This is a genomic window from Luteibacter sp., assembly GCF_035539195.1.
Lineage (GTDB): Bacteria > Pseudomonadota > Gammaproteobacteria > Xanthomonadales > Rhodanobacteraceae > Luteibacter.
This window is the reverse complement of record NZ_DATLIW010000029.1, coordinates 76,990-90,171: the sequence shown is the minus strand read 5'-3', so window position 1 is coordinate 90,171 and position 13,182 is coordinate 76,990. Positions and strand designations below refer to the sequence as shown.

Sequence of the window (13,182 nt, the reverse complement as noted above, 5' to 3'; positions counted from 1 at the left end):
CTGCGGGAGCCGCTCCATGGCGATCCGCGTGGCAGCGCGGCCCGTTGGCAGGCGCGGCGCGTTGGCGGCGCGGCCCGTTACCTCGGCCTTACGGCGACGCCGGCTTCTGCTGCCCGCTGAACAGGCTGAACAGGATCATGGACACCGCACCCACGCTGATCGCCGAATCCGCCACATTGAAAACGGGAAAGGGGTAGCTGCCCAGGAATACCTGGATGAAATCGGTCACCTTGGCCGCATGCAGGCGGTCGATGACGTTGCCCACCGCCCCGCCCACGATAAGAGCCAGCGGCGCGGCCGTGCGCCAGTCGGCTCGCGGGGTACGCGACAGCCAGACACTCAGCGTGCCGCTGATCGCCACGGCCAGCAGCACGAAAAACCAGCGCTGCCACCCCGCGCTGTCGGCGAGAAAACTGAACGCCGCCCCGGTATTGAAGGTCAGCGTCCAGTTGAGGATGCCCGGGATGACCGGATGCGGCGTTTCCGCCGGTTGCAGCGAGGTCAGCGCCCACCACTTGGTGAGCTGGTCCAGGCCGATCATGGCGACGGCTAGCCAGAGCCAGGCAAGCGCATTGGGTTTGGGGCGTACGGTCATTCGGGCAGGCCATTCGAAGCGGAGCGGCCGCGCCGCCTTGACGCGGCGCGGGTGGTTCGGGTCGGGACCGGTTACTCAGAACCAGCGGCGATCTTCCCCCTGCCCCGCCACGTTTTCGACGCAGCGCCCGCAGATCTCGGGATGCGCCGGATCCACACCGACATCCGGGCGATGATGCCAGCAGCGGATGCACTTCACCGCGTCGCTCACGCCTGCCGAGACATAGACCTCGGCACCATCGAGCTCGACACGCTCGGCCGAGGCCGGACGGCCTTCCAGCGGCGACAGCGTCACGTCCGAGGTGATAAAGAAGAAGCGCAGCTCGCTCGCGGATTCCGCCAGCGCCGCCTGGGTCGCGGTGTCGGCGTGGATCGTCAGCGTGGCGTCGAGCGAGGCACCGATCTGGCCTTCCTTGCGCATGCGCTCCAAGACCTGCGAAGCGGTGGCGCGGATACCGAGCAAGGTCGACCACCAGCCGCGATCGTCGCCGTCCTGGCGCACGTCGAGGCCTTCGTACCAGGTCTCGAACAGCACGGACTCGCTGCGCGAACCCGGCATGCTCGCCCAGATTTCTTCCGCAGTGAACGTGACGATCGGCGCGAGCCACCGCACCAGTGCCTCGAGAATGCGGTACATCGCGCTCTGCGCGCTGCGCCGGCCGCGACTGTCCGTCGGCATCGTGTACAGGCGGTCCTTGGTGATATCGAGGTACAGCGCGCCCAACTCGTTCGTGCAGAAGTTCTGCACGCGCTGGACGATTTCCGGGAAGTCGTAACGCTCGTAAGCGGCGACGATCGCCGCCTGCGTGTCGGCCGCCTGCTGCACGGCCCAGCGATCCAGGTCGAGGCAGCCCGCCGTCGGCAGCAGGTGCTTGTCCGGATCGAAACCGTCCAGGTTGCCGAGCAGGAAGCGCGCCGTGTTGCGCACGCGGCGATACGTATCGGCCACGCGCTTGAGGATCTCGTCCGACAGCGACATTTCGTTGCGGTAATCGGTCGAGCAGATCCACAGGCGCAGGATGTCCGCACCGAGGGTCTTCATGATGTCCTGCGGCTCGATGCCATTGCCCATGGACTTGGACATCTTGCGGCCCTGCGCATCCACGGTGAAACCGTGGGTGAGCACGTGGTCGTATGGCGCGCGGCCGTTGATCGCCGCCGAGGTGAGCAGCGACGACTGGAACCAGCCGCGATGCTGGTCGGAGCCTTCCAGGTACATGACCTTGTATTCGCTGGCGTCGCCGGCCTGCAGCTCCGGGCGCGCGCCGATCACGGCGAAGTGGCTCACGCCCGAATCGAACCACACGTCGAGGACGTCGGTGACCTTTTCGTACTTGTCCGCGTCGTCGCCCAGCAGCTCATGCGCGTCGAGGGAGAACCAGGCATCGATACCTTCGCGGGCGACGCGCTGCGCCACCTTCTCCAGCAGTTCGACGCTGTCCGGATGCGGCTCATGCGTGTTCTTGTCGACGAACAGCGCGATCGGCACACCCCATGTGCGCTGGCGCGAGATGCACCAGTCGGGACGGCCGTCGACCATGCCGGCGATGCGCTCTTCGCCCCAGCCGGGGATCCAGCGGACCGACTTGATCGACGTGAGCGCGGTGCGGCGCAGGTCGGCCTGCTCCATGCCGATGAACCACTGCGGCGTGGCACGGAAGATCACCGGCGTCTTGTGGCGCCAGCAGTGCGGGTAGCTGTGCGTGAGCTTGGCGAACGCGAGCAACACGCCGCGATCGCGGAGCAGGTCCACGATGGCGTCGTTGGCCTTCCAGATATGCATGCCGGCGAAGGAGACCTCGCCCGCGAGCGGCAGGTCGCTGCGGTATACGCCACGGCCGTCCACATAGTTGAGCGTACCGATGCCGTAGTGCTGGCTGACCGTGAAGTCTTCCGCACCATGGTCGGGTGAGGTGTGCACCGCACCGGTACCGTCTTCGTCGGAGACGTGGTCGCCAAGGATGACCGGCACGTGCTTGTCGTAGAACGGGTGATGCAGCGGCTGGTTCTCGAGCACCGCGCCCTGCACGCGACCGAGGACGTTCACGGTATCCACGCCGTAGCGCGCAAGCGCCTTCTCGGCCAGCGCCGAGGCGATGACGAGCAGCAGCGGTTTGCCGTTCCGCGACGGGCCTTCGACGAGCGAGTATTCGATCTCGCCGCCGAGTGACACCGCCTGGCTGGACGGCAGCGTCCACGGCGTGGTCGTCCAGATGGGCACGGCGATCCTGGCGTCGCCGGCGGCGATGCCGAACAGCGCGCCGAAGGACACCGGATCCACCGCGTCGTAAGCGACGTCCACCGCCGGCGACGTCTTGTCGGCGTATTCGATCTCGGCTTCGGCCAGGGCCGAGCCGCAATCGAAGCACCAGTAGACCGGCTTCGCGCCCCTCACCACGTGGCCATTTTCCACGATGCGCGCAAGCGCGCGGATCATGTCGGCTTCGTAGGTGAAGTCGAGCGTGCGATACGGTTTTTCCCAGTCGCCCAGGACGCCGAGGCGCTTGAAGTCCACGCGCTGCAGGTCGATCTGCGCCATCGCGTATTCGCGGCATTTCTGGCGGAAGGCGGCGGCGTCGAGCTTGTCGCCCGCCTTGCCGAACTTCTTCTCGATGGCGATTTCGATCGGCAGGCCGTGGCAGTCCCAACCCGGCACGTAGGGCGCGCGGTAGCCGGCCATCAGCTTCGACTTGACCACGACGTCCTTGAGCACCTTGTTCACGGCGTGCCCGAGGTGGATCGCGCCATTCGCATACGGCGGACCGTCATGCAGCACGAAGACCTTGTCGCGGTCGGCGGCTTTTTCCTGAATCTGCGCGTAGCGGTTCACGCGCTCCCAGTTGGCCAGCCAGCCCGGCTCGCGCTTGGGCAAGTCGCCGCGCATCGGAAAGGCCGTCTGCGGCAGGTTGATCGTGTTCTTGTAATCCTGGGTCATCGCTGTCAACCGTGGGTTTCTGGGGCAAGTAGGGGGTTCATCCCAAGGGCCTGCCGGGCGGCGATCTCGTCCTGGCGCATCTGTGCGGTCAGGGCGTCGAGGCCGTCGAATTTTTCTTCGTCACGTAGCTTGCGGACGAACTCCACGCCGATGCGCTGGCCGTAGAGATCGCCGGAGAAATCGAACAGATGGGCCTCGAGCAGGGGCTCGCGCACCTCGTTCACCGTCGGCCGGACACCCAGGCTGGCCACGCCCGGCCAACTGCACGGGCCCTCGCCGATGCCGATACGCACCGCGAAAATGCCATGCACCGGGCTCACCCGTTCACTGAGATGGACGTTCGCGGTCGGATATCCAAGGGTGCGACCGAGCTGCTGTCCCCGCTCGACATGCCCATCGATCACGAACGGCCGGCCGAGCAACCGGGCGGCCTCGACGAAGCGGCTCTCGCCCAGCAGGGTGCGCACCTTGGACGAGGACACCCGCTCGCCGTCGACGACGACCGGCGGCACGGCATGAGCCGTGAAGCCGAGCTCCTCACCCATGCGCTGCAACAGCGCGAAGTCACCGCCGCGACGGTGGCCGAAGCGGAAATCCTCACCCACCCAGACTTCCCGGGCAGCCATCCGGCCGACGATCACGCGGCGGACGAAATCCTCGGCGGACATGGCCGTGAGCGCCTCGTCGAAACGCAGGGACAGGAGCTCGCGAATGCCCGCGGCTGTCATGCCTTCGGCTTTCTCACGCACGCCGGACAGCCGCGGCACGGGTTCTTTCGAGAAAAACGCCCGCGGCAACGGCTCGAAGGTGATCACGGCGGGGACGAGCCCACGTGCCTCGGCGCGACGGCGGACCTCGTCGAGGATGGTCTGGTGGCCCAGGTGCAGGCCATCGAAAGCGCCGATCGCGACGATGCTGCCTTCGGCTGCCAGGCAGGGGCCGTCGACGTCGCGATGGAGTCGCAGCGTCATGCGTGGGCGTCCTGGGTGCGATGCGGAATAAAAGCCATCGGGCCAGTATAGCCGGGCCATTGCGCCGCACAATGCGGCGTCCAGGCTCGCCGCCCGCGCCTCAACGCGTGCGCAGGTCGCGCGGACGAAAGCCCATCGCGAAGAGGGCCGCCACATAGGTGCCGCCGCCGGCGATCACCAGCACGCCAAGACGCCAGACGCGATGCCACTTCTCCACATCCGTCCACTCCGGCCAGAAGGCTAGACCGGCCAGCAGGACGGCGACCATCGCCGCGCAGGCCATGCCCAGGCGAAGCAGATGACGGGCCCAGCCCGGCTGGCGCTCGTAGACACCGGCCTTGCCCAGCCAGCGCCAAAGCAGGAACAGGTTGAGGTAGCTCGCCAGCGCACTGGCCATGCCCAGGGCCATGTGCAGGCCGGGAATCGTCGAGATCGCGGCGAACCACGAGCCAGCCTTCTGCGCCGGGCTCGCCCACAGGAAGAACAGCAAGGCCAGGAAGGCCACGTTGAACACCATGTTGGCGACCAGCGAGGCGACGCCCGCGCGGACGGGCGTGCGGGTGTCCTTACGGGCATAGAACGCGGGTAGCACCACCTTGACCAGGGCAAAGGCCGGCAGGCCGAAGCTCAACGCCGAGATGGACAACGAGGCCATTCGTGTATCGAAGGCGGTGAAGGCGCCGTTCTGAAAGATCGTCGCCACCAGGGGCACCGAAAGGATCATCAGGGCGAACATCGCCGGCACCGCGATCAGCAGGGTCGTGCGCAGCCCCCAGTCCAGCGCGCGCGAAAAGCCTTCCTTGTCCGAACCCACGTGGTGGCGCGACAGCGAGGGCAGGATCACCGTGCCCAGCGCCACGCCGAACACACCCAACGGCAGTTCGAGGAAACGATCGGCCTGGGACAGCCAGCTCTGCGAGCCCGCCACCAGCAACGAGGCGATCACCGTATCCAGCAACAGGTTGATCTGCGCCACCGAGGAGCCGAACAGGGTCGGCACCATCAGGCGCATGATCCGCCGCACGTCGGGCGAGCCCCAGCCCCAGCGCGGCAGCGCGAGCAGGTCGAGGCGGCGCAACGTGGGCAACTGGAAGGCCAGCTGCAGGATCCCGGCAATCAGGATGGCCCAGCCCATGGCCATGATCGGGGTATGCAAGCGCGGCGCCAGCCAGAGTGCGCCGCCGATCATGCACAGGTTGAGGATCACCGGCGTCAGGGCCGGTAGGCCGAACTTGTGGAAACTGTTGAGCGCGCCGCCGCACAGCGCCGTCAGCGAGACGAACAGCAGGAACGGGAAGGTCAGTCGCAGCAGGTTGACCGTCAGCTCGAATTTCTCGGGGGTTTCGACGGCACCGGGCGAAAACAGCGCCGTGACCTGGGGCGCGAATATCACGCCCAGCGCCACCACCACCAACAGGACACCGCCCAGCGTGCCCGCGGTCCGCGACATCAACTGCTTGAGGTCGTCGTGGGCGCGCGTCTCCTTGACCTCGGTGAAGACCGGCACGAAGGCGGTGGAGAACGAGCCCTCGGCGAACAGCCGGCGCATGAAGTTCGGAATGCGGAAGGCCACCCAGAATGCGTCCGTCGCGGCATTGGCGCCGAACGAGTGGTTGATCGCCATGTCGCGGACCAGGCCGAGGACACGGGAGACCATGGTCATGCCGCTGAAAGACAGCACGCCGCGAAGAAGACTGGGGGTTTTCATCCGTGTCCGGGTGATCGCAAACCCCTAGTTTGACAGCGGCGGACGGGCGGAGGACAGTCTGCGCTCTGGAAATTTCCGGGCACGCGGCCCGCCCCGCCCGCCAGGCCCGCCCGCGCGGGCTCTAAGCTATTGACGCGACCCGTCTTTGGCCTCAAAATGGGCGTCTTTCTTAAAACCAACAGAACTCTGGAGCTTCACCTTGGCCAACATCAAGTCCGCGAAGAAGCGTGCGCGTCAGTCGGAGCAGCGCCGTCTGCGCAACGTCAGCGCGCGTTCCATGGTGCGTTCCGCACTGAAGAAGGTCGTCAAGGCGATCGACGCCAAGGATAAGGCCGGCGCAGTCACGGCTTACGCCGTCGCCGTGCCGGTGATGGACCGCTACGCTGCACGCGGCCTCATCCACAAGAACAAGGCTGCCCGTCACAAGAGCCGCCTGAACGCGAAGATCCGCGACCTGGCGTAATTGCCTGCGCGACATCGCTGTTCGCAAAAAAGCCGGCGCAAGCCGGCTTTTTTGTTGCCTTGAACCCGGACAGAAGCCGACTTCAACCTGACCCCAAAAGCCGACCTCAACCTGGCCCAAATCAGTGTGGGAGCCGATTCATCGGCGATGAGCCTTGCAGCGTGGGAGCCGATTCATCGGCGATGAGCCTTGCAGCGCCACCGCTTCGCTGGCCTCTCTCCGCTGAAGCAGCTCCCTGACCTGCTTATTCGCCGCGCATGCGCACGTCGTCGGCCACTCCCTTGTTTTCGCGCTGCTTCTCGCGCTCGGCGTCGAAGAACTGCTGCACCTTGAGGCAGACATCCCAAGTGCCGATTTCGCCGGCGGCGGAAACCAGGAACCAGGGCTCCTTCCACTCCAAACGGGCCACGATGTCGTTGGCCACGCGGTGGAGCTCGGCGTCGTCGGAGAAGACGTCCGACTTGTTGATGACCAGCCAGCGCGGGCGCCCTACCAGTTCGGCGTCGAATTCCGCGAGCTCCTTCTCGATGGTGCGAACCTGCTCGACCGGATCGGAACCGTCGATCGGCTGGATATCGACCACATGCAGCAGCAGGCTGGTGCGCGATACATGGCGCAGGAACTGGATGCCAAGGCCCGCACCTTCGGCAGCGCCCTCGATGATCCCGGGAATATCGGCGATCACGAAGCTCTGGTCGTAACCGATGCGCACCACGCCCAGGTTCGGGTGCAGCGTAGTGAACGGATAATCCGCCACGCGCGGCGTCGCCGCCGATACGGCGCGGATGAACGTACTCTTGCCAGCATTCGGGAACCCCAGCAGGCCGACATCCGCGAGCAGGCGCAGCTCGAGCTTGATGTCGCGCACTTCGCCAGGCGTACCCGGGGTGAACTTGCGCGGAGCACGGTTTACCGAGCTCTTGAAATGGATGTTGCCAAGACCGCCGCGACCGCCCTGCGCCACCTTCAGGCGCTGGCCGTGCGCCGTGAGGTCGCCGATCACTTCGTCGGTGTCGACGTTGGTCACCACGGTCCCGACAGGCACGCGGACTTCGGAGTCTTCGCCGCCCTTGCCATACATCTGACTGCCCATGCCACCCTGCCCGCGCTCGGCCTTGAACGCACGCATGTGACGGAAATCGACAAGCGTATTGAGACCCTCGTCGGCCACGAGCCAGACGGAGCCGCCATTACCGCCGTCGCCACCATCGGGGCCACCGAAGGGGATGAATTTCTCTCGACGGAAGCTGACGCAGCCGTTGCCGCCGGTACCGGCCGTGACCCTGATCTGTGCTTCGTCGACGAATTTCATGGGGAGGGAACCTGGTGAAGAAGTGATAGCGCTTTACAAACGAAAAGCCCCGCCGTGGGCGGGGCCTTCGTTATCGCGTCGAATGAGGCTTACGCCTGGACGACGTCGACAAACTTGCGACCCTTTTCGCCACGGACCTTGAAGGCAACCGTGCCGTCGATCAGGGCGAACAGGGTGTGGTCGCGGCCGAGGCCGACGCCCACGCCAGCGTGGAACTTGGTACCACGCTGACGAACGATGATGTTGCCGGCTTCAACAGCCTGGCCGCCATAGATCTTCACACCGAGATACTTCGGGTTCGAATCGCGACCGTTGCGGCTGGAACCTACGCCTTTTTTATGTGCCATGACTCATATCCTCCGCAGATCAGGCGTTGATGCCCGTGATCTCGATTTCGGTGTAATGCTGACGATGTCCCTGCGTACGCTTGTAGTGCTTACGACGACGGAACTTGACGATGCGGATCTTATCCGCGCGACCGTGGGCGCGAACCTTCGCGCTGACGGTGGCACCGGCGACCAGGGGGGCGCCAACGGTGATCGACTCGCCTTCGCCCACCAGGAGGACCTGGTCGAACTGGACGGTGGAATCGACTTCGGCGGTGAGCAGTTCGACGCGCAGGATTTCGCCTGCCATCACACGATACTGCTTGCCACCGGTCTTGATGACTGCGTAGCTCATGGTTGTTTCCTGTTGCTGATTATGTAGTTCTTTTTAGGGTCTTGCGGGTGTTGCGAACTGCGAATTATAGCCAAGGGGAAAAGGCAAGGTCAATCAGGTGCTTAAGCGAAAGCCGGGCAGGCCCTCCGGCCAGCCCGGAAATTCCACAATAGGCTTTTAAATCAACGCTTTAGAGGCGCTCGCCTTGTGTGGGAGCCGCTTCAGCGGCGATGCGGGACCGCCTGGGCGGGGCCCGCTGTCGCGGGATCGCCGCTGAAGCGGCTCCTACAACGGGCGACTCCCGCGGGGAGCGCTATTTCTTCTTGGCGGGTGCAGGGGCGGCCGGTGAGGGCGCCGGCGTCGCAGCGGCCGGCTTCGCGGCGGTGCCGCTTGCCGGGCACTGGCCCTGCGGGTTCAGCGTGCCCTGACTCTGTAGCTGGGCGATCATCTGCTGGCCGCGTTCCTGGCCCCACTGCTTGCCGATCTGCATGCCCTCGGCCATCGTCGCCGGCATCTGGGTGATCACCTTCTGGCCCAGCGGCGAGCGGTAGAACTTGAGCAGGCCGTCGATGTCCTCGGCCGTGAAATGCTTCTGGTAGACCGGCACCATCCGGCCGATCAGCTGGTTGGTCGCGTTGGCGTCCACAAAGCCCTGCCAGTAGCTGGCCGGGACGCAGGGCAGCGCGTTCTGCATCACCCCAGCCATCTGGCTGTTCATCTGGCTGAGCATGCGGCCCATGCCTACAGCGTCCATCAGTTGGCGCACCTGCTGCTCGCTGGGCTGCGCCGCGAGCGCCTGACCCGCACAACCCGCCAGCACAAGGCCGGCGGCGATCCCTGTCCACTTACGCATGCGTCACGTTCCTCTATGGGATGGATGGCACACCCCTCCCCGGGGTGACGGCCATGGTAGCTGCGTCCGCGCCAGACGGGTACGCCTCGACGGCCGGGTACCGATCCCGCAAATCACCTGTGCTGAACCGTCATAAGTCGAGGCGGAATGAAGGCCGAGAACCCTTGGTATAGTCGGGGGCTCCCCCCATCATGTCGGCACATGGACAGCATTCGCATCCGCGGCGCCCGCACGCACAATCTCAAGAATATCGACCTCGACCTGCCCCGCGATCGCCTGATCGTGATTACGGGGCTGTCCGGGTCCGGCAAATCCTCGCTGGCTTTCGACACGATCTATGCCGAAGGCCAGCGTCGCTACGTCGAGTCGTTGTCCGCCTACGCGCGGCAATTCCTCTCGATGATGGAAAAGCCGGACGTGGACACGATCGAAGGCCTCTCGCCGGCCATCTCGATCGAGCAGAAGTCGACCTCCCACAACCCCCGCTCCACCGTCGGTACGATCACCGAGGTGTACGACTACCTGCGCCTGCTTTACGCGCGAGTCGGCACGCCTCGCTGCCCGACCCACGGCATTGCGCTGGAGGCCCAGACCGTCAGCCAGATGGTCGACACCGCGATGGCGCTGGACGCCGACAAGCGTTGGATGCTGCTGGCGCCGGTGATCCGCGAGCGCAAGGGCGAGCACGTTCAGGTGTTCGACCAGCTCCGGGCGCAGGGCTTCGTCCGTGCCCGTGTCGACGGCGAGGTATACGACCTGGACGCCGTGCCGCCGCTCACCCTGCGCCAGAAGCACACGATCGAAGCGGTGATCGATCGCTTCCGCCCGCGCGAAGACATCAAGCAGCGCCTGGCCGAGTCCTTCGAGACCGCCCTGCGCCTGGGCGACGGCATCGTCGTCCTGGTCGACATGGACGACGCCAAGGCACCGGAGCAGCTGTTCTCCTCGCGATACTCCTGCCCGCTGTGCGATTACTCGCTGCCGGAGCTGGAGCCACGCCTGTTCTCGTTCAACTCCCCGGTCGGCGCCTGCCCGACCTGCGACGGCCTGGGCGTGACCCAGGTGTTCGACCCGTCGCGCGTGGTCGGCCACCCCGAGCTCAGTCTCGCCGGCGGCGCGATCCGCGGCTGGGACCGACGCAACGCCCACTATTTCCAGCTGATCGTCTCGCTGGCGAAGTACTACGGCTTCGACCCGGAAACGCCATGGCGCGAGCTGCCCAAGACAATGCAGAACGCCGTGCTCAACGGTTCGGGCAAGGACGTCATCCCGTTCCGCTACATCACCGACCGTGGCGGCAAGGTCACCCGCGAGCACAAGTTCGAGGGCATCCTGCCCAACCTGGAACGTCGCTACCGCGAGACCGAATCGGCCGCCGTACGCGAGGAGCTGTCACGCTACATCGCGGACCATCCCTGTCCCGACTGCGGCGGCCAGCGCCTCAATCCGTCGGCGCGTAACGTGTTCGTCGCCGACCGCGCGATCCCCGAACTCACCTCGCTGGCCATCGACCACGCCCTCGGCTTCTTCGAAAGCCTGAAGCTGCCGGGCTGGCGCGGCGAGATCGCCGTGAAGATCGTCAAGGAGATTCGCGAGCGCCTGACCTTCCTCAACGACGTGGGCCTGAACTACCTGACGCTGGATCGCCAGGCGGACTCGCTGTCCGGTGGCGAAGCGCAGCGCATCCGCCTGGCCAGCCAGATCGGTGCCGGCCTGGTCGGCGTGATGTACGTGCTCGACGAGCCGTCGATCGGCCTGCACCAGCGCGACAACGAGCGCCTGCTCGGCACGCTCACCCGCCTGCGCGACCTCGGCAATACGGTGATCGTGGTCGAGCACGACGAGGACGCGATCCGCGCCGCCGACCATATCCTCGATATCGGGCCCGGCGCGGGCGTGCATGGCGGCGAGATCGTCGGCGAAGGTTCGCTGGAGGACATCCTCGCCTCGCCGCGGTCGGTGACGGCGAAGTACCTGACCGGCGAGCGCGGGATCCGCGTGCCGAAGAAGCGCCGCCTACCGCGCGACGACCAGTGGATCGAGCTCAAGGGCGCCACCGGCAACAACCTCAAGGATGTCGACGTCCGCATACCGGTCGGCACCTTCACGTGCGTCACGGGCGTGTCCGGTTCGGGCAAGTCCACGCTGATCAACGACACCTTCTATCGCCTCGCTGCGATGGAGCTCAACGGCGCGGGCGAACAACCGGCGCCGTATGAGTCGATCGAAGGCCTCGAGCTGTTCGACAAGGTGGTCGATATCGACCAGTCGCCGATCGGCCGCACGCCCCGCTCGAACCCGGCGACGTATACCGGCCTGTTCACGCCGCTGCGCGAGCTTTATGCGCAGGTACCGGAGTCGCGCCAGCGCGGCTACACGCCGGGCCGCTTCAGTTTCAACGTGCGTGGCGGTCGCTGCGAAGCCTGCGAGGGCGACGGCATGATCAAGGTGGAAATGCACTTCCTTCCCGACGTGTACGTGCCTTGCGATGTCTGCCACGGCAAGCGCTACAACCGCGAAACGCTCGAGGTGCTCTATAAGGGCCATACCATCGCCGACGTCCTCGACATGACGGTGGAAGACGCGTTCAAGCTGTTCGAGCCGGTGCCGGTGATCGCGCGCAAGCTGGAAACACTGCGTGCCGTGGGCCTGGATTACATCAAGCTCGGCCAGAGCGCGACAACGCTGTCCGGTGGCGAAGCGCAGCGCGTGAAGCTGTCGAAGGAGCTGTCCAAGCGAGACACCGGCAGCACGCTCTACATCCTCGACGAGCCGACCACCGGCCTGCACTTCCACGACATCGAGCAACTGCTCGACGTACTGCACAAGCTGGTCGAGCACGGCAATACCGTCGTCGTGATCGAGCACAACCTCGACGTGATCAAGACAGCCGACTGGCTGATCGATCTTGGCCCCGAGGGTGGCTCGGGCGGCGGGCGCATCCTGGTCAGCGGCACGCCGGAAACGGTCGCGGCGACGAAGGAATCGCATACCGGCCGCTTCCTTAAGTCACACCTGGCACCGGCTTCCGCAGCGGCGGCGAAGGCCGCCGGCAAACCGGATGCCAAGACCGCCGTCGCCAAGACGGCTGCCACTAAGGCTCCGACGAAGGCGCCCGCCAAAGCGTCGGCTCCCGCGAAGAAAGCCGCACCTCCCAAATCCACCGCGAAGGCGGCCCCGGCCGCGAAGAAGAAACGAACCGCATGAGCACCGACGCTTCGAACACACCTGTCCCGCTGTTCATCACGCCGATGGACGTTCGCTGGCAGGATATGGACGCCTACCGCCACGTCAACAACGCGAACTACCTGGTCTACCTCCAGGAAGCGCGTCTGCAATGGCTGCAGACGCTGCCAGGCAAGTGGTACAGCGAGGAAGGCGCGCCGGTGATGGCGCATAGCGAAATCAACTATCGCCTGCCGATCGAATGGCCGGCGGATATCCAGATCGAGCTGTTCGTCAACCGTCTCGGCAACAGCTCGATGACGGTCGGCCATCGCATCGTCGATACCCAGGATGCGACGAAGATCCACGCGGACGGCAGCGTCACCGTGGTCTGGATCGACACGAAGACCGGCCGGCCCGTGCCCCTGCCGCAGGTGATTCGCGATGCCGTGGCCGACGCGCAGAACGCCTGACGCGCCGGCTCCGACATCGCCTGATCCCACGCCGTTCATTTCTCCCCG

The 13,182-nt window shown here is 65.6% G+C and carries 11 protein-coding genes; 3 read left to right on the top strand and 8 right to left on the bottom strand.

What is annotated here, in order from left to right:
* Window positions 1-88: 88 nt before the first annotated feature.
* The 4 genes from lspA to murJ form a co-directional block, all read right to left on the bottom strand.
* Window positions 89-595, bottom strand: a complete 507-nt coding sequence (gene lspA / locus VM621_RS09500) for a signal peptidase II (protein ID WP_325468728.1) — start codon at window positions 593-595, stop codon at window positions 89-91.
* 75 nt (window positions 596-670) lie between these two features.
* Window positions 671-3,529, bottom strand: coding sequence for an isoleucine--tRNA ligase (gene ileS / locus VM621_RS09495; protein WP_325468727.1), 2,859 nt, complete (start codon window positions 3,527-3,529; stop codon window positions 671-673).
* Between the two features lie 5 nt (window positions 3,530-3,534).
* Complete coding sequence (locus VM621_RS09490; protein WP_325468726.1) at window positions 3,535-4,500, bottom strand: bifunctional riboflavin kinase/FAD synthetase; 966 nt, start codon at window positions 4,498-4,500, stop codon at window positions 3,535-3,537.
* A gap of 100 nt (window positions 4,501-4,600) precedes the next feature.
* Window positions 4,601-6,208, bottom strand: a complete 1,608-nt coding sequence (murJ, locus tag VM621_RS09485) for a murein biosynthesis integral membrane protein MurJ (RefSeq protein ID WP_325468725.1) — start codon at window positions 6,206-6,208, stop codon at window positions 4,601-4,603.
* A gap of 199 nt (window positions 6,209-6,407) precedes the next feature.
* On the opposite strand from murJ, the gene rpsT reads away from it, so the two are divergent.
* On the top strand, window positions 6,408-6,671 hold the full coding sequence (gene rpsT, locus VM621_RS09480) for a 30S ribosomal protein S20 (RefSeq protein WP_046969368.1): 264 nt from the start codon (window positions 6,408-6,410) through the stop codon (window positions 6,669-6,671).
* Between the two features lie 244 nt (window positions 6,672-6,915).
* Here the strand turns inward: rpsT and cgtA are convergent, their stop codons facing one another.
* The 4 genes from cgtA to VM621_RS09460 form a co-directional block, all read right to left on the bottom strand.
* Window positions 6,916-7,983 carry an Obg family GTPase CgtA gene (gene cgtA / locus VM621_RS09475; RefSeq protein ID WP_325468724.1) on the bottom strand — a complete coding sequence of 356 codons (1,068 nt, stop codon included), beginning with the start codon at window positions 7,981-7,983 and terminating at the stop codon, window positions 6,916-6,918.
* Window positions 7,984-8,072: 89 nt separating this feature from the next.
* Window positions 8,073-8,330, bottom strand: coding sequence for a 50S ribosomal protein L27 (rpmA, locus tag VM621_RS09470; RefSeq protein ID WP_325468723.1), 258 nt, complete (start codon window positions 8,328-8,330; stop codon window positions 8,073-8,075).
* A gap of 19 nt (window positions 8,331-8,349) precedes the next feature.
* Complete coding sequence (rplU, locus tag VM621_RS09465) at window positions 8,350-8,664, bottom strand: 50S ribosomal protein L21 (RefSeq protein ID WP_325468722.1); 315 nt, start codon at window positions 8,662-8,664, stop codon at window positions 8,350-8,352.
* 292 nt (window positions 8,665-8,956) lie between these two features.
* Window positions 8,957-9,496, bottom strand: a complete 540-nt coding sequence (locus tag VM621_RS09460; RefSeq protein ID WP_325468721.1) for a DUF2059 domain-containing protein — start codon at window positions 9,494-9,496, stop codon at window positions 8,957-8,959.
* A gap of 201 nt (window positions 9,497-9,697) precedes the next feature.
* Between VM621_RS09460 and uvrA the strand changes: the two genes are divergently transcribed.
* Together uvrA and VM621_RS09450 are read left to right on the top strand one after the other, a co-directional pair.
* On the top strand, window positions 9,698-12,703 hold the full coding sequence (gene uvrA / locus VM621_RS09455) for an excinuclease ABC subunit UvrA (protein ID WP_325468720.1): 3,006 nt from the start codon (window positions 9,698-9,700) through the stop codon (window positions 12,701-12,703).
* On the top strand, window positions 12,700-13,134 hold the full coding sequence (locus tag VM621_RS09450) for a thioesterase family protein (protein WP_325468719.1): 435 nt from the start codon (window positions 12,700-12,702) through the stop codon (window positions 13,132-13,134). The genes uvrA and VM621_RS09450 overlap by 4 nt, the downstream gene beginning before the upstream one ends.
* Window positions 13,135-13,182 lie beyond the last annotated feature (48 nt).

Coding starts and splice junctions, on each gene's coding strand:
- rplU (WP_325468722.1), bottom strand. CDS start 8,664: ATGAGCTACGCAGTCATCAAGACCGGTGGCAAGCAGTATCGTGTGATG.
- VM621_RS09490 (WP_325468726.1), bottom strand. CDS start 4,500: ATGACGCTGCGACTCCATCGCGACGTCGACGGCCCCTGCCTGGCAGCC.
- lspA (WP_325468728.1), bottom strand. CDS start 595: ATGACCGTACGCCCCAAACCCAATGCGCTTGCCTGGCTCTGGCTAGCC.
- VM621_RS09460 (WP_325468721.1), bottom strand. CDS start 9,496: ATGCGTAAGTGGACAGGGATCGCCGCCGGCCTTGTGCTGGCGGGTTGT.
- uvrA (WP_325468720.1), top strand. CDS start 9,698: ATGGACAGCATTCGCATCCGCGGCGCCCGCACGCACAATCTCAAGAAT.
- VM621_RS09450 (WP_325468719.1), top strand. CDS start 12,700: ATGAGCACCGACGCTTCGAACACACCTGTCCCGCTGTTCATCACGCCG.
- ileS (WP_325468727.1), bottom strand. CDS start 3,529: ATGACCCAGGATTACAAGAACACGATCAACCTGCCGCAGACGGCCTTT.
- murJ (WP_325468725.1), bottom strand. CDS start 6,208: ATGAAAACCCCCAGTCTTCTTCGCGGCGTGCTGTCTTTCAGCGGCATG.
- rpmA (WP_325468723.1), bottom strand. CDS start 8,330: ATGGCACATAAAAAAGGCGTAGGTTCCAGCCGCAACGGTCGCGATTCG.
- cgtA (WP_325468724.1), bottom strand. CDS start 7,983: ATGAAATTCGTCGACGAAGCACAGATCAGGGTCACGGCCGGTACCGGC.